The sequence below is a fragment of the Microbacterium ureisolvens genome (assembly GCF_019511645.1).
GTDB lineage: Bacteria > Actinomycetota > Actinomycetes > Actinomycetales > Microbacteriaceae > Microbacterium > Microbacterium ureisolvens_A.
On the sequence record NZ_JAEUAX010000001.1, the window covers coordinates 405,921 to 420,690 of the forward strand.

Here is a 14,770-nt window from a genome sequence, read left to right on the forward strand (position 1 = left end):
ATCGAGCCGCGCCCGTCGGGCCGACGCTCGGAACAGACGAGAGAAGCGACGACATCATGGAGAACACTCAGAAGCCCTCGGGCATGCCGACCCACAAGTATCGGCCGTTCCACGAGCAGATCACCGTGAATCTGCCCGACCGCACCTGGCCCGACCAGCGCATCACGACCGCACCGCGCTGGTGCGCCGTCGATCTGCGCGACGGCAATCAGGCGCTCATCGACCCGATGAGCCCTGAGCGCAAGCGCATCATGTTCGATCTGCTCGTGAAGATGGGCTACAAGGAGATCGAGGTCGGCTTCCCCTCGGCGAGCCAGACCGACTTCGACTTCGTGCGTCAGCTCATCGAAGAGGACCTCATCCCCGACGACGTCACCATCCAGGTGCTGACGCAGGCCCGCGAGCACCTCATCGAGCGCACCTACGAGGCCATCGCCGGCGCCAAGCAGGCCATCGTCCACCTGTACAACTCGACGAGCGTCCTGCAGCGCGAGGTCGTCTTCCGCACCGACGAGCAGGGCATCATCGACATCGCCCTCGAAGGCGCGCGACTGTGCCGCGAGTTCGAGAAGCGGGTCCCCGAGACCAAGGTCTTCTACGAGTACTCGCCCGAGAGCTACACCGGCACCGAACTCGAGTTCGCGCTGAACGTGTGCAATCAGGTGATCGAGATCTTCGAGCCGACGCCCGAGCGCAAGGTCATCATCAACCTGCCCGCGACCGTGGAGATGTCGACCCCGAACGTCTACGCCGACTCGATCGAATGGATGAGCCGTCGCCTGGCCCACCGTGAGAACGTCATCCTGTCGCTGCACCCCCACAACGACCGCGGCACCGCCATCGCGGCGGCGGAGCTCGGTTACATGGCCGGCGCGGACCGCATCGAAGGCTGCCTGTTCGGCAACGGAGAGCGGACGGGCAACGTCGACCTGGTGGCGCTCGGCATCAACCTGTTCACGCAGGGAATCGACCCGCAGATCGACTTCAGCGACATCGACCAGGTGAAGCGCACGGTCGAGTACTGCAACCAGCTGCCCGTGCACGAGCGCAGCCCGTGGGTCGGCGACCTCGTGTTCACGGCGTTCAGCGGCTCGCACCAGGACGCCATCAAGAAGGGCTTCGAGGCGATGGACGCCCGCGCCGCGGCGACCGGAGTGAGCGTCGACGATATCGAATGGGCGGTCCCGTACCTGCCGATCGACCCGAAGGACCTGGGCCGCTCGTACGAGGCGGTCATCCGCGTCAACTCCCAGTCCGGCAAGGGCGGCGTCGCGTACCTGCTAAAGACCGACCACTCGCTGGATCTGCCCCGGAAGTTGCAGATCGACTTCTCGGGCGTGGTGCAGGCCAAGACCGACGCCGAGGGCGGCGAGGTCACGAGCGACCAGATCTGGAAGATCTTCACCGACGAGTATCTGCCGTCTGAGAACGCCGACGAGCGCTGGGGCCGCTTCGAGCTGCTGGCCACCAGCACCCGCAGCGACCTGTCGGGCGACGTCGCACTCGACATCACGCTGCGCGACGGCGACGACCGGTTCGAGGCGTCCGGTCGCGGCAACGGGCCGGTCGCCGCGTTCCTCGAGATCGTCCGCGAACAGGGATTCGACGTGACGCTCTACGACTACGTCGAGCACGCCCTCAGCGCAGGCGGCGACGCACAGGCGGCCGCCTACATCGAACTCCAGGTCGATGGCGAGCGCCTGTGGGGCGTCGGCATCGACTCGGACATCTCGACCGCATCGCTCAAAGCGATCGTGTCGGGCGTGAACCGCGCCATCCGTACGCGGCAGCGGGCCGGGGCCCTCGCGGGCGTCTGAACGCGAACCGTCGACGGGTGTGCGCGGCTGATCCCGCGCGCACCCGTCGGTGTTCGCCAGGCATTCGGCGGGGTGGGTGGATGCCTCAGGGCTTGACGATCGGGATCGTCGAGGTCTCCACGGCGACCTTGCGGCGGTAGAGCGCGCGCTGCTCCGGCAGCGAGATGTCGAAGATGACCGCGAGCAGGCGGATCACCGTCGTCACGACGATGCCGATCACCGCGGCCAGGACCACGCTCGCGCCGAGCTGCTCGGCGATCGCGAGGACGAGGCATCCGATGCCCGCCGCCGCTGCGTAAAGGGAGCTGACGTGCAGGATCGCCACCGGAAGCCCCATGATCACATCGCGGAGGATGCCGCCGCCGACGGCCGCGCACACGCCGACGAACACGGCGGGCACGAGGGGGAGACCGAGTACGAGTGCCTTGCTCGTGCCGAACGCCCCGAACAGGCCGATGACGAGGGCATCGAGGCCGACGATGACGGCGTTGAGTCGCTGGAAGAGGCCGGCGAGCAGCATCCCGAGCAATGCCGCGCCCGCGGCGGTGAGCAGGTACCAGTTGCTCTGCAGGGTGGTCGGCGCGACGTTGAGAAGCAGGTCGCGGATCAGACCACCGCCCATCCCCATGACGATGCCGATGATCGTGACGCCGAGCAGGTCGAGCCGGCGTTCGCCGCGGAAGCCGGAGGCGAACAGTGCGCCCTGGATGCCGCCGAGACCCACGGCGACGAGGTCGGCCCACAGGGGGATCACGAAGACCGTCTCGCTCACCCCTCCATTGTCGACGGCGATCAGGGGATGTGCGTGCGCACCGCCGACAGGAAGCCGTCGAGATCGTCCGTCCACAGTCGCACCGCCTCGATGCGGTCGCGGCCCTGCGGGAGCCGTACGTCGAGCGGATGCTCGAGGCGGATCAGCACGTTGGTCTCATTCGCGATGCGTGCGGCGAAGGTGCGCCCGTCGGGCTCGTCCACGACGGCGGGCGCCTTGTCGACGCGCTGCGGGGAGCGCTCGACGGACTCCACCACGTCCCACGGCAGATCGAGATCGAGCTCCGCGCCCTGTCGCACCCGGATCCCTTCCGGCCCCACCGCGTGCGGCCGGGTCAGGTAGCCGAACAGGAGGCCGAGCATCCAGGTCACGCCCCAGATGCCGAGTACGAGGATCGGGATGCGAACCCAGACCCAGCGGTGGACGATGAGATCGACGATGGGGATCTCGACGGCGGACAGCACGATGAAGATCACCAGGAGCGTCAGCACCGGGGAGTGGTAGCGGAACGCGCTGGCGCCTGCGGCAACCCGCGGGCGACGGAACACGAGGCGGTAGATGCTCTGGTACACGCCGAGCTCCATGATCCACGCGCGACGGGCGAATGCGCGCAGCTTGGCCCGCCAGTCGCGCGGGCCACGAGCGGCGGGCGACTGCTCGGAGGGGGGCGGGCTTTCGCGCGGGGCGTCGACGGCGCTCACGATGGCGACTCCTCGTGCGTGCGGGCCTCGTACTCGGCGATGAGCTGCGTGAGGCGCTCGAGCACGTGCGTCAGTCCCCGCAGAGTCGCCTCGGCGGTCGCCTCGTCGAGCCCGTCGACGAGCTGCGCGCCGAGCTCGGTGTGCTCGGCGTCCATGGCCCGCATCGCCTCCTCCCCGCGCGGCGTCAGTGTGACGAGCACCGCTCGACGGTCATGCGGGTGGGGTTCGCGCCGGGCGAATCCGGTGGCCTCGAGCCCGTCGACGAGGGTTGTGACATTGCGGGGCGTGACCCCGAGCGCCGCCGCCAGCTCGGCCTGGGTGCGCGGGCCATCGTGGAAGACGAGCCACAGCACGTGGGTGCGGGCGGGCGTGAGGCCGCGGCGATCGAGCTCGCGCTCCTGGTCGGCGTGCAGGACACCGGACAGCGCGAGCAGGGTGTCGAGGATCTGTGTGCCGGACATAGTGAATATGATACAGCAGTTGATCGGGCGCACGCGCGGTGCCGCGTCGCCCGATCGCGCAGGAGCGCAGGGATAATTGACGCGTGCCCACCTACCGCGATGAAGTCGTGGTCCTGCGCACCCACAAGCTGGGGGAAGCCGACAGGATCGTGACGATGCTCAGCCGCCGTCACGGCAAGCTGCGCGCCGTCGCCAAGGGCGTCCGTCGCACCTCGTCGAGGTTCGGCGCACGCCTCGAGCCGTTCATGGTGGCCGACGTGCAGCTGTACCAGGGACGCTCGCTCGACATCGTCCAGCAGGCCGAATCGCTCGGCTCGTACGGCGCCGAGATCGTCGCCCACTACGACCGGTACACCTCGGCGCACGCCATGGTCGAGGCGGCCGACCGGCTCAACGAGGCGGAGGCCACTGCCCAGCAGTACCTGCTCCTCGTCGGCGGCCTTCGTGCGCTCTCGCGCGGCGAGCACGCCGCGCGCAGCGTGCTCGATTCGTACCTGCTGCGGGCGATGGCGCTGTCGGGCTGGGCGCCCGGCCTCGGCGAGTGCGCGCGCTGCGGGCGCCGGGGCCCTCACGACACCTTCGTCGCCCAGCAGGGCGGCATCGTCTGCCGTGACTGCGCCCCGACCGGGGCCGCCCGCGTCGACGCCGCCACCGTGTCGCTCCTGCAGTCGCTGATGGCGGGGGAGTGGGACGTGGTGGATGCTGCGTCCCCGGGATCGACCGCCGCCGCCTCGGGTCTCATCGCGGCTTACGCGCAGTGGCACCTCGAGCGCGGCATCCGTTCGCTCTCCCATGTCTCGGCAGCCCCGCAGGAAGGCCTCAGGTGACCCCGAAGCCCTATACGCACCGCGATGCGGTGCCGTACCGCCCCCTCGACTGGACCGGCGCGTACCCCCCGGAGTACCCGCGCGGCGCGGTGCCGAACCACGTGGCGATCGTCATGGACGGCAACGGCCGGTGGGCCAACCGTCGCGGTCTCACCCGCATCGAGGGGCATAAGGCAGGGGAGGCGGCGCTGCTGGACGTCGTCGCCGGCGCGATCCAGGCGGGGGTGAAGCACCTCTCGGTCTACGCCTTCTCGACCGAGAACTGGTCGCGCTCGCCCGACGAGGTCCGCTTCCTCATGGGGTACAACCGCGACGTGCTGCACCGGCGTCGCGATCAGCTCAACGAGTGGGGCGTGCGGATCCAGTGGGCCGGCCGAAAACCGCGTCTGTGGGGGAGTGTCATCAAGGAACTCCAGTTCGCCGAGCAGCTCACCACCGGCAACGACGTGCTGACGCTGACGATGTGCGTGAACTACGGCGGCCGCATAGAACTCGTCGACGCGATGCGCTCGATCGCCGATGACGTCGCGGCGGGACGCCTCAAGCCCTCAGCCATATCGGAGAAGCTCATCCAGCGCCGCCTCTATCGGCCCGACATGCCCGATGTCGACCTGTTCCTGCGTTCGAGCGGCGAGCAGCGCACGTCGAACTTCCTGCTGTGGGAGTCCGCGTACGCGGAGTTCGTGTTCCTCGACACCCTGTGGCCTGATTTCACACGCGAGGACTTGTGGCAGGGCATCGACACCTACCTCGGGCGCGATCGCCGATTCGGCGGCGCCGTGGACGCCCCCGACTCCTCGACGGCCTGAGCTGCGCCCCGGCGACCGACGGGGTATCCAGCGAGGGTTCGCGCCCTCATCATTGACGTGAGCCGCGCATGCGGCCGGTCAGGAGGCGCGAGATGGCGCTGTCACGGCCCCGGGTGGGCCTCGCCGGGATTGTGTGCCTCGGGGTCATGCTCGCCATCACGGGGTGCGGGACGACCGTGACCACCCAGGACGCGGGGCGCGTGACGCCGGCGAGCCCGTCCCCGTCATCTGATCAGACGAACGAGGGCACCCCCGTCGGCGAGGCCGAGGGCGGTGACGACCAGGGGCAGCCGGACTCCGACGGCGGCGAGGACCCTGCCCAGGACCGCGTCCGCACAGGTCCCGTCGCCCAGTACGGCGGTCCCGCGTACGGCGATCAGGGCACGGCCGAGGTCCTCGAGGCCGGGCTCTGGTGCAAGACGATCGCGGTGTTCTGGGGCGGTGATCCGGTACCGGAGGGCGTCAGCTTCACGTTCGAGGAGGCCGTGACCGACCGGCCGGGTCTGCAGGTGGACGGCGGCGTCTGCGGCACTCGCGGAGCGGATCGCTCGTGCCTGGGCATGGTGGTGAAGGCGAACGAGTCCGGCATCTTCTGCAGCCTCGTCCTGCGTCCTGCCGCCGACTTCCAGGACGGCACCGCGATCACCTTCCGCGGCACGCTCGAGTGTCCGACCGGGGAGATCTGCGACAAGGTTGCCGCGCGCGAGGTCGAGCCGGGCCCGCCGATCATCGTCGACGACCCGGAGCCGCCCGTCGAAGAGGAGCAGCCGCAGCAACAGCAGCAGGAAGAGGAGCAGCCGGGCGAGGAGCAGCCGACCGACTCGCCCGATACCGGCCCGTCGCAGCCCGGGGAGGAGAGCGGGTGACCGATCGCCCGGCGATCACGCCTTCCGAGCCGTCGGCGCCCGAGCAGGAGACGCCGCCGCGCGTCGAGCCGCGCCCGATCGAGCCCGGCCTGGGCTTCGAGAAGTGGATGGGCTTCCTCTCCTCGTTCGTGGCTCCGCTCACGCTGGTCACCGCGCTGCTCTTCTACTTCGGCTACGTCTCGACACGAGAGTTCTTCCGGTACTTCGGGGTCGACGTCGACATCATCGGCCTGAGCTCGCAGGAGTTCGTGATGCGCAGCCCCGGCGCGCTCTTCATCCCGGTCATGGTGCTCACCCTGCTCGCGGCCGCGGCGATTCTCGGCCATCGCGCCCTCCGCAAGTGGCTGCTCGCGCAGCAGCGCCGGGCGCAGCGCCGCGTGATCGGCATCCTCGCGTGGACGGGGATCGGTTTCATCCTCGCGGGTCTCGCTCTGGCGTTCCTCGTGCCGTTCCTCCCGGGCTGGACGTACGGGCAGCTCCTCACCCCGCTGTTCCTCGCGATCGGCGCCGGGCTCGCCGCCTACGCCTCCGCCACGGTGCGCGCGCTCGACCCCTCGGGCGGCGGGCGCGGCGTCGTCGTGCTGCTCGTGCTCGTGATGATCGCCGGCACGTTCTGGTCGACCGCGACCATCGCGCAGTGGTGGGGGCTCGGTCAGGCGCGCTCCTTGGCCGCCGACCTCACGACGCTTCCCGCCGTCGTGCTCGACACGCGCGAGCGGCTCTACCCGGGCAATGACGACATCACGTTCCAGCAACTCGGGGACGAGGCATCCGTCGGAGATCCTGCGGCCGCGCCGCAGACGTTCGGGTACCGCTACTTCGGCCTTCGACTGCTGGCACAGGGCGGCGGACGCCTGTACCTCGTGCCCGATTCCTGGTCGCCGGATGCCTCGACCCTGGTCGTGCCGTACGACGACGTCCGGGTGAGGTTCCGCTTCGTGCCCGACGCCGATCCGCCGGCTCCCTGAGGATCCGCACCACGCCGACGCATTCGGCGGAATAGATGCGCGGACGCGCGCGGTTGACCTGAGCATGACGGACGCCATCAAGATCGACGTGTGGAGCGACATCGCCTGCCCCTGGTGCTACATCGGCAAGCGGAATCTGGAGAACGGGCTGGCCGCGGCATCCGCCGACGACGACGCCCCAGCCGTGGAGGTCACGTACCACTCCTTCGAGCTGTCGCCCGACACGCCCGTCGACTTCGAAGGCGATGAGCTCGACTTCCTCGCCAAGCACAAGGGCATGCCGCGGGCGCAGGTGCAGCAGATGCTCGAGCGCGTGACCGGCGTCGCCGCCGACGCGGGCCTCGAGTACCGCTTCGACCTCCTCAAGCACACCAACACCGTGAAGGCCCACGAGCTCCTGCACTTCGCCAAGGAGCAGGGGCGCCAGCTCGAGCTCGCCGAGCGCCTGATGTCCGCGTACTTCACCGAGGGGCGCCACCTCGGTCGCGAGGACGAGCTCGTCCACCTCGCGACGGATGCCGGACTCGACGCCGACGCCGCGCGCGAGGCCCTGCAGAGCGGCCGCTATCTCGACGCAGTGCGCGCCGACCAGGCGCAGGCTGCGGCCTACGGCATCAACGGGGTGCCCTTCTTCGTGGTCGACGGCAAGTACGGCGTGTCGGGGGCGCAGCCGGCCGAGGCCTTCGCTCAGATCGTGCGGCAGGTGTGGTCCGAGCACCGCGAGCCCGCCGACGTCGACGCCTGAGCCCTGAACGAGAACGGGCCGCCGCGAGCAATCGCGGCGGGCCCGTGTGTCTGCGGATCAACGGGGCAGGTTCGCCTCGATGACCTCGACGACCGCCGGGTCGTCGGGCTTGACGTTCGGCCGGAAGCGATGGATGCCACCTCCCGGCGTCAGCACGAACTTCTCGAAGTTCCAGACGATCGGGCCTTTCTTGCCCTCGGCATCGCGCGACTTCTTCAGTGCCTTGTAGACCGGGGCCGCTCCAGGGCCGTTCACCTTCACCTTGTCGAAGACCGGGAAGGTGACGCCCCACGTCACGGAGCAGTACTCCAGGATCTCGTCCATCGACCCCGGTTCCTGTCCCATGAACTGGTTGCAGGGGAACCCCAGCACCGTGAAGCCGCGGTCGGCGTAGGCACGCTGCAGCTGCTCGAGCTGCTCGTACTGGGGGGTCAGCCCGCACTTCGAGGCGACGTTGACGATGAGCAGCACGCGGTCGCCGTAGTCCGAGAGGGTGGCGGTGCCGCCGTCGGCGGTGTGGAAGGGGATCTCGCGCAGGTCGGTGAGCGTGGCCTCGGTCATCTCCTCAGGCTAAGCCCTCTGCACAGAGTGCGGCCGTTCAGCCAAGGGACGGATTCCTGTTAGAGAATGGAACGCGTGACGACTGCCCTCGCCCCCGCGCCGACGCTGCGCATCGGGCCCATCGAACTCGACGCGCCCGTGGTGCTCGCGCCGATGGCGGGCATCACGAACACGGCGTTCCGGCGGCTGTGCCGCGAATACGGCGCCGGTCTGTACGTCAGCGAGATGATCACGACGCGTGCTCTGGTCGAGCGCAACGCGACGACGATGCGCCTGATCACGCATCACGAGTCCGAGACCCCGCGCTCGATCCAGCTCTACGGGGTCGACCCCGCGACGACCGAGGCCGCGGTACGCCTGCTCGTCGAGGAGGATCGCGCCGATCACATCGATCTGAATTTCGGATGCCCCGTTCCCAAGGTGACCCGCAAGGGCGGAGGAGCGGCGCTGCCGTGGAAGCTCGGTCTGTTCCGCGACATCGTGGAGCGCGCCGCCCGCGCCGCCGGTGACATCCCCCTCACGGTCAAGATGCGCAAGGGCATCGACGCCGACCACCTCACCTATCTCGATGCCGGACGCATCGCCGAGGACGCGGGTGTGGCCGCCGTCGCCCTGCACGCGCGTACGGCCTCGGAGTTCTACTCGGGTGAGGCGGACTGGTCGGCGATCGCCAAGCTCAAAGAAGCGGTCACCGGTGTCCCCGTGCTCGGAAACGGCGACATCTGGTCGGCCGGCGACGCGGTGCGCATGATGGAAGAGACCGGCTGCGACGGGGTCGTCGTCGGCCGCGGATGCCTCGGGCGTCCGTGGCTGTTCGGCGACCTTGCCCGCGCACTCGGCGGTCCCGGTGCGGCGCCGGCCGAGCCGGTCGATGCGACCCTCGGCTTCGTGTCGCAGGCGTTCCGCCGCCACGCCGAGCTGCTCGTGGAGTTCTTCGAAGACGAGGACCGCGGCTGCCGCGACATCCGCAAGCACGTCGCCTGGTACTTCAAGGGCTACCCGGTGGGGGGCGAGCTCCGCGCGAGCCTCGCAACCGCGTCGAGCCTCGCCGAGATCGACGACCTGCTCGCGACGCTCGACGCCGATGCGCCCTACCCGGGTGCCGCCGCCGAAGGTCAGCGGGGGCGCGCCGGCACCCCGAAGCGCCCCGCACTGCCCGACCGCTGGCTCGAGTCGCGCGAGCTCACTGCCGAGGCCACCACCGCCATCGCCGAAGCGGAACTCGACCACAGTGGCGGGTGACCTCGCCGGCGCGTCCGATCGCCCGGAGGGCTACGACGACGCCGATGCCGCCCGATTCCACGCCGAGCGCCACCGATCGCAGCGCGACGACTTCGCGCGCGACCGCGCCCGCGTGCTGCACTCGGCTGCGCTGCGCCGGCTGGCCGCCAAGACGCAGGTGCTGAGCCCCGCGAGCCCGGCCGACTTCGCGCGGAACCGCCTGACGCACTCGCTCGAAGTCGCCCAGGTCGGTCGCGAACTGGCGACCGCACTCGCCCTCGCCGCCGACGTCGTCGACACCGCCTGTCTCAGTCACGACCTCGGGCACCCGCCCTTCGGACACAACGGCGAACGAGCCCTGAACGAATGGGCCGAGGACTTCGGCGGCTTCGAAGGCAACGCGCAGACCCTGCGCATCCTCACGCGCCTCGAGCCGAAGGTGGTCGACGCCGACGGGCGCAGCTTCGGCCTCAACCTGACGCGGGCGAGCCTCGACGCCGCCTGCAAGTACCCGTGGACGGCCGATCACCCTCTCCCCGACCCCGGCGGTCGCCTCAAGTTCGGCGTCTACCCCGAGGACGAAGAGGTGTTCCGCTGGGTCCGCGCCGGTGCACCTGGGCGCCTGCGCTGCATCGAGGCCGAGGTCATGGACCTCTCCGACGACATCGCCTACTCGGTCCACGACTTCGAGGATGCGGTGGTCAACGGGTACCTCGATCCCGCTCGACTGGTCGACCCCCGCGAGCACGAGTGGCTCCTCACCGCGATCCAGTCCTGGGTGGGGTTCGACTTCGCCCGCGACGAACTCGAGGACGCCCTGTTCCGGCTCACCCGGATGCCGGAGTGGATCGATTCCTTCGACGGCACCCGCGCGGCGCTGGCGCGCCTCAAGAACCTCACATCCGACCTCATCGGCCGTTTCGCGCGTGCCGCGACGACGGCGACGCGCGAGGCGTACCCGACCTCGGTGCTGACGCGTTATCGCGGGCATCTCATCGTGCCCCGCATCGTCGAGACCGAGATGGCGGTGCTCAAAGGCATCATCGGCGCCGCAGTCGTGTCGATCGAAGGACGCAAGGACCTCTACAAGGAGCAGCGTCGCGTCCTCAAGCGTCTCGCGACTGCGCTCTGGGAGCACCCCGAGTCGCTCGACCCGCTGCACGCGGAGGACTTCGCCGCGGCCGAGACGGATGCCGCGCGCCGCCGTGTCGTCGTCGACCAGGTCGCGAGCCTCACCGACCAGCTCGCGATCGCGTGGCACGGGTCCCTCGTCGAACCCGTCGACGCAGCATCCGTCGGAGTATGGGCACCGGGCGCACGGCCCATGGACACGGCGTCGCGAGCCTTCCGCGCTTCCGGAGCGCGCTGATGGCGGGGCGCATCCGCCAGGCGGACGTCGACGAGGTCAAGGCACGCACGAACATCGCCGACATCATCGGGGAGCGGGTCGCGCTCAAGTCGGCGGGCGTCGGCTCGATGAAGGGGCTGTGCCCCTTCCACGACGAGCGGAGCCCGAGCTTCAACGTGCGCCCGCAAGCCGGCTTCTACCACTGCTTCGGCTGCGGCGAGTCGGGCGACGTGTACTCGTTCCTCCGCGCGATGGACCACGTGACGTTCACGGAGGCCGTCGAACGGCTGGCCGGCCGCATCGGATACGCCCTGCACTACGAGGACGGCGGCGCCGCCCCCGAGCACACCGGCCGCGCGCGCCTGTACGCCGCGAACGCCGCGGCGGCGGAGTTCTTCCGTTCCCAGCTCATGACGCCCGAGGCCGACATCGCACGACGCTTCCTCGGTCAGCGCGGATTCGACGCGGGCGCCGCCGCCCACTTCGGCGTCGGATTCGCGCCCAAGGGCTGGGAGGGCATGACCAAGGCGCTGCGCGCAAAGGGGTTCACCGACGAGGAGCTCTCCTCCGCCGGCCTCGTGTCGCAGGGGCAGAGAGGCGTCTACGACCGGTTCCGGGGGCGGGTGATCTGGCCGATCCGAGACGTCACGGGGCAGGTGATCGGGTTCGGGGCGCGGAAGCTCTTCGACGACGACAACGGCCCGAAGTACCTGAACACGCCCGAGACGACGATCTACAAGAAGGCGCAGGTGCTCTACGGGCTCGACCTCGCCAAGCGCGAGGTCTCGCGCCAGCACCAGGTCGTGGTGGTGGAGGGCTACACCGACGTCATGGCGTGCCACCTCGCCGGCATCACGACCGCGATCGCGACCTGCGGCACGGCCTTCGGCTCCGACCACATCACGGTGCTCCGGCGCGTGATGGGCGACGACTCGACCGCGGGCGAGGTCGTCTTCACGTTCGACCCCGATGCTGCGGGGCAGAAGGCAGCGCTGCGCGCCTTCGCCGATGCCAAGCGATTCAACGCGCAGACCTATGTCGCGACCGGTCCGGAAGGGCTCGATCCGTGCGATCTGCGTCTCGCCCGCGGCGACGGCGCCGTGCGGGCGCTGCTCGAGACGAAGGTGCCGATGGTCGAGTTCGTGCTCGACCAGCGCATCTCGGGCTACGACCTGCGAACCGTCGAAGGGCGGGTCGGGGCACTGCGGACGGCGGCTCCGGTCGTCGCCGAGCTGCGCGACCCGCTTCTGCAGCCCGAGTACGTGCGCGTGCTCGCCCGACGACTCGGCATGGACACCGAGGATGTCCGTCGCGAAGTCGAGCGCGCGGGGCGGAGCAACGGGGGCGGACGACGCGATGCGGCCCCCGGTGCCGCGGAACCGCCGGAGGCGGCCGATGAGGGAGCTCTGCGCGTCACGCTGGCAACCCTTCCGCGTACGCCCGACGTGGGGATCGAGCGCGATGCTCTGATGGGCGTGCTGCAGTTCGGCCACCGTATGGATCCGTCGCTCGTCGCACGCGCGCTCGACCTGCCGTTCCGGCATCCGGCTCTCGATGCCGTGCGTATCGCCGTGCGGGACGCTCCGGGGATGCAGCGCCCCGGTTGGTCGGTGGATGCTGTCGCCGCCGTCCGGGAGCCGTACCGCTCGCTCGCCGCGGAGCTTCTCGCGGCCGACTTCCCGGCTCTCAGCGACGACGAGGCGGTCTCTTCGGCGAGCGATCTCGCCCGCCGCCTGGTCATTCGCGGGTTCGACCGCGAGAAGGCGGAGCTGCTCGGAGCGATCCAGCGCGTGCCCGCCGACTCGGAAGAGGGCCGCGCGATCCGGCTGCGCCTGCGGGAGCTCGATGCCAGGCGTCAGGCTCTGGCCGACGAGGGATCCTGATCGAGTCCCGTCGGCTGGCGTCGCCGCCGGTCGCAGGGCAGGATGAGGGCATGACTCGCCGACGAGACGCTGATGTCGCGATCGACTGCTCCGATCTGTCGATCGCGCGTTCGGGCCGCGGGGGTCCTGCGCAGCGGGTCGTCGACGGGGTGTCGTTCCGGTTGCCGCACGGCGGCATCCTCGCGCTGATGGGACCCACAGGCTCCGGCAAGTCGTCGCTCGCGGCGGTGCTGGCCGGCGCCGAGGAACCCGGCCTCGCCGTCGTCGGGGGCCGCGGCCTCGTCGAGGGCGTCGCGGTGCGGCGCCCCGGTCGCGCTCATCGCTATCTCACGTACTATGCCGGTTACGTCCCGCAGTCCGCCGGGGCCCGTCTTCCGGCGCGTCTGACCGTCGCCGAGGTGATCGGCGAGCCGATCACGAGTCGCGACCGGCGCGTCAGCTCGCGCGCACTCGCGGTGCGGGTGGCGTCACTCCTCGACGAGCTGATGCTGCCGCTGGGGGCTGCGCCCAAGTACCCCTACGAACTCAGCGCAGGGATGCGTCAACGCGTCGCGCTGGCCCGGGCACTGGTGCTGCAGCCGCGCGTGCTGATCGCCGACGAGCCCTTCGCCAATATGGACGTCGAGGTGCGCAAGGCGGCACGCGAGGCGGTGCTCCGCCGCCGGCGCGAACTCGACATGGCCGCCCTCGTCGTGACCAACGAGCAGGACGTCGTACGCGAGCTCGACGCGGACGTCCTCGTGCTGCGAGCGGGCCACGCGGTCGCCTTCGGACACGGCACCCAGGATCTGCTGTGGACGCCGGACGGCCAGGCCGATCGACGCGCGGTCGGCTACTGACCCGCCCGCGTGGTCATGAGCACGGGTTGAGCTTTGCTAGTATGGACTGGTTGCCCGCACGAGAGTGCGGAACATTCCTCCATAGCTCAATTGGCAGAGCAATCGGCTGTTAACCGATAGGTTCTTGGTTCGAGTCCAAGTGGGGGAGCGAAGGCCTCGGGGCTCCACCCCCGAGGCTTTCTTCGTCTCCGGGACCACACCGAGGAGTGCACATGGCGGCTCGCGCGAAGCCCTCGCCGCGACTGGCCGTCGAGGGCGGCGTCCCCGCCCCGGCGCCCATCTACCGCTCTGTCACGCTGCTGATCGCACTCGGGGTGTTCGGCGCCGCCGTCCTCTGGGTCGGGCTCATCGTCCTGCTCGGCGGCGAACCGTGGATGTTCCCGTTCTCCGCGCCGGCACCCTGGCTCTTCCTCGCGCTCGTGCCGTCAGTCATCGCGATCCTGCTGGCGGTCCGGGGCATCGCGCTGTGGGCGCTCCTCTTCGCCGCGGTGAGCGTGTGGCTCGTGCCCACGGGCCTCGCGACGATCGCGGTCGTGCTGGTCGCGCTCTGGACCGTGCGCGGCATCCGGAGTCAGTGGGCGGCCCACGATCTCGACTGCGTCATCGCGACCGCCGCCGCGCACGGGCTTCCCGTTCTGGTCGTGCAGCACGTGGCGGGCAAGGCGCGGGCTCGCAAGACCACCGACACGACGCAGGTGCAGGTGCGCGACGTCGACACCGGCGAGCTCTCGACGGCCCACGTCTGGGGCCCGATGACGACGGGTACCACTTTCGTGCGCCAGGGGATGAACGTCATCGCGCAGGCTCCGCCCGGAGCCGACGCGGACCTGCGCCGCTGGGTCGAGCGTCAGAACCGCCGGAGCGCCGCGGCGAACGCCGCCTGACCCCCCACCGACGCGGCACCGCCTGACGAACGCGGAAGCCGTGCCCGGATCGTACGGACCACCCGGGT

The 14,770-nt window shown here is 70.0% G+C and carries 15 protein-coding genes and 1 tRNA gene; 12 read left to right on the top strand and 4 right to left on the bottom strand.

All coding sequences use genetic code 11. The annotated features are described in order from the left end of the window. Positions 1 to 56 precede the first annotated feature (56 nt). The gene (gene leuA, locus JNB61_RS01935) at positions 57 to 1,817 is read left to right on the top strand and encodes a 2-isopropylmalate synthase (RefSeq protein ID WP_220338600.1); all 1,761 of its coding nucleotides are present in this window, start codon (positions 57 to 59) and stop codon (positions 1,815 to 1,817) included. A gap of 85 nt (positions 1,818 to 1,902) precedes the next feature. On the opposite strand, the gene JNB61_RS01940 is transcribed toward leuA, so the two are convergent. Genes JNB61_RS01940 through JNB61_RS01950 form a run of 3 tightly spaced genes read right to left on the bottom strand, consistent with a single transcriptional unit; the run spans position 1,903 to position 3,751 of the window. Further along, a complete protein-coding gene (locus JNB61_RS01940; RefSeq protein WP_159844072.1) occupies positions 1,903 to 2,589 on the bottom strand; it encodes a trimeric intracellular cation channel family protein in 687 nt (228 codons plus the stop codon). Between the two features lie 20 nt (positions 2,590 to 2,609). Continuing rightward, positions 2,610 to 3,290 carry a hypothetical protein gene (locus JNB61_RS01945; protein WP_308291184.1) on the bottom strand — a complete coding sequence of 227 codons (681 nt, stop codon included), beginning with the start codon at positions 3,288 to 3,290 and terminating at the stop codon, positions 2,610 to 2,612. Then, positions 3,287 to 3,751: a MarR family winged helix-turn-helix transcriptional regulator gene (locus tag JNB61_RS01950; RefSeq protein ID WP_220338601.1), complete on the bottom strand. Its 465-nt coding sequence runs from the start codon at positions 3,749 to 3,751 to the stop codon at positions 3,287 to 3,289. Before JNB61_RS01950 ends, JNB61_RS01945 begins: the two co-directional genes overlap by 4 nt. 83 nt (positions 3,752 to 3,834) lie before the next feature. On the opposite strand from JNB61_RS01950, the gene recO reads away from it, so the two are divergent. The 5 genes from recO (at position 3,835) to JNB61_RS01975 (ending at position 7,966) form a co-directional block, all read left to right on the top strand. Beyond that, positions 3,835 to 4,578, top strand: coding sequence for a DNA repair protein RecO (recO, locus tag JNB61_RS01955; RefSeq protein WP_220287594.1), 744 nt, complete (start codon positions 3,835 to 3,837; stop codon positions 4,576 to 4,578). Next, positions 4,575 to 5,387, top strand: coding sequence for an isoprenyl transferase (locus JNB61_RS01960; RefSeq protein WP_220338602.1), 813 nt, complete (start codon positions 4,575 to 4,577; stop codon positions 5,385 to 5,387). Before recO ends, JNB61_RS01960 begins: the two co-directional genes overlap by 4 nt. Positions 5,388 to 5,479: 92 nt before the next feature. Continuing rightward, positions 5,480 to 6,253, top strand: a complete 774-nt coding sequence (locus JNB61_RS01965; RefSeq protein ID WP_220338603.1) for a hypothetical protein — start codon at positions 5,480 to 5,482, stop codon at positions 6,251 to 6,253. After that, positions 6,250 to 7,221 (top strand): hypothetical protein, encoded by a 972-nt coding sequence (locus JNB61_RS01970; protein WP_220338604.1) that lies wholly within the window; start codon positions 6,250 to 6,252, stop codon positions 7,219 to 7,221. The genes JNB61_RS01965 and JNB61_RS01970 overlap by 4 nt, the downstream gene beginning before the upstream one ends. Before the next feature lie 64 nt (positions 7,222 to 7,285). Further along, positions 7,286 to 7,966 carry a DsbA family oxidoreductase gene (locus JNB61_RS01975; protein WP_220338605.1) on the top strand — a complete coding sequence of 227 codons (681 nt, stop codon included), beginning with the start codon at positions 7,286 to 7,288 and terminating at the stop codon, positions 7,964 to 7,966. A gap of 57 nt (positions 7,967 to 8,023) precedes the next feature. Here JNB61_RS01975 and JNB61_RS01980 read toward each other — a convergent pair whose 3' ends face one another. Further along, positions 8,024 to 8,527, bottom strand: a complete 504-nt coding sequence (locus tag JNB61_RS01980) for a glutathione peroxidase (protein WP_220287603.1) — start codon at positions 8,525 to 8,527, stop codon at positions 8,024 to 8,026. Positions 8,528 to 8,593: 66 nt separating this feature from the next. On the opposite strand from JNB61_RS01980, the gene dusB reads away from it, so the two are divergent. The 6 genes from dusB to JNB61_RS02010 all read left to right on the top strand — a co-directional run bounded on the left by dusB (position 8,594) and on the right by JNB61_RS02010 (position 14,702). Beyond that, positions 8,594 to 9,769 carry a tRNA dihydrouridine synthase DusB gene (dusB, locus tag JNB61_RS01985; protein WP_222854987.1) on the top strand — a complete coding sequence of 392 codons (1,176 nt, stop codon included), beginning with the start codon at positions 8,594 to 8,596 and terminating at the stop codon, positions 9,767 to 9,769. Next, on the top strand, positions 9,759 to 11,117 hold the full coding sequence (locus tag JNB61_RS01990) for a deoxyguanosinetriphosphate triphosphohydrolase (RefSeq protein ID WP_220338606.1): 1,359 nt from the start codon (positions 9,759 to 9,761) through the stop codon (positions 11,115 to 11,117). The genes dusB and JNB61_RS01990 overlap by 11 nt, the downstream gene beginning before the upstream one ends. Next, a complete protein-coding gene (dnaG, locus tag JNB61_RS01995) occupies positions 11,117 to 12,979 on the top strand; it encodes a DNA primase (RefSeq protein ID WP_220338607.1) in 1,863 nt (620 codons plus the stop codon). Before JNB61_RS01990 ends, dnaG begins: the two co-directional genes overlap by 1 nt. Positions 12,980 to 13,029: 50 nt before the next feature. Beyond that, entirely contained in the window at positions 13,030 to 13,818 is a 789-nt protein-coding gene (locus JNB61_RS02000) for an ATP-binding cassette domain-containing protein (RefSeq protein WP_220338608.1), read from the top strand. 75 nt (positions 13,819 to 13,893) lie between these two features. After that, positions 13,894 to 13,966 (top strand) — tRNA-Asn (locus JNB61_RS02005). A 64-nt stretch (positions 13,967 to 14,030) separates the two neighbouring features. Then, a complete protein-coding gene (locus JNB61_RS02010; protein ID WP_220338609.1) occupies positions 14,031 to 14,702 on the top strand; it encodes a hypothetical protein in 672 nt (223 codons plus the stop codon). Positions 14,703 to 14,770 lie beyond the last annotated feature (68 nt).

Coding starts and splice junctions, on each gene's coding strand:
- JNB61_RS01965 (WP_220338603.1), top strand. CDS start 5,480: ATGGCGCTGTCACGGCCCCGGGTGGGCCTCGCCGGGATTGTGTGCCTC.
- JNB61_RS01950 (WP_220338601.1), bottom strand. CDS start 3,751: ATGTCCGGCACACAGATCCTCGACACCCTGCTCGCGCTGTCCGGTGTC.
- leuA (WP_220338600.1), top strand. CDS start 57: ATGGAGAACACTCAGAAGCCCTCGGGCATGCCGACCCACAAGTATCGG.
- JNB61_RS01980 (WP_220287603.1), bottom strand. CDS start 8,527: ATGACCGAGGCCACGCTCACCGACCTGCGCGAGATCCCCTTCCACACC.
- JNB61_RS02010 (WP_220338609.1), top strand. CDS start 14,031: ATGGCGGCTCGCGCGAAGCCCTCGCCGCGACTGGCCGTCGAGGGCGGC.
- dnaG (WP_220338607.1), top strand. CDS start 11,117: ATGGCGGGGCGCATCCGCCAGGCGGACGTCGACGAGGTCAAGGCACGC.
- JNB61_RS02000 (WP_220338608.1), top strand. CDS start 13,030: ATGACTCGCCGACGAGACGCTGATGTCGCGATCGACTGCTCCGATCTG.
- JNB61_RS01975 (WP_220338605.1), top strand. CDS start 7,286: ATGACGGACGCCATCAAGATCGACGTGTGGAGCGACATCGCCTGCCCC.
- dusB (WP_222854987.1), top strand. CDS start 8,594: ATGGAACGCGTGACGACTGCCCTCGCCCCCGCGCCGACGCTGCGCATC.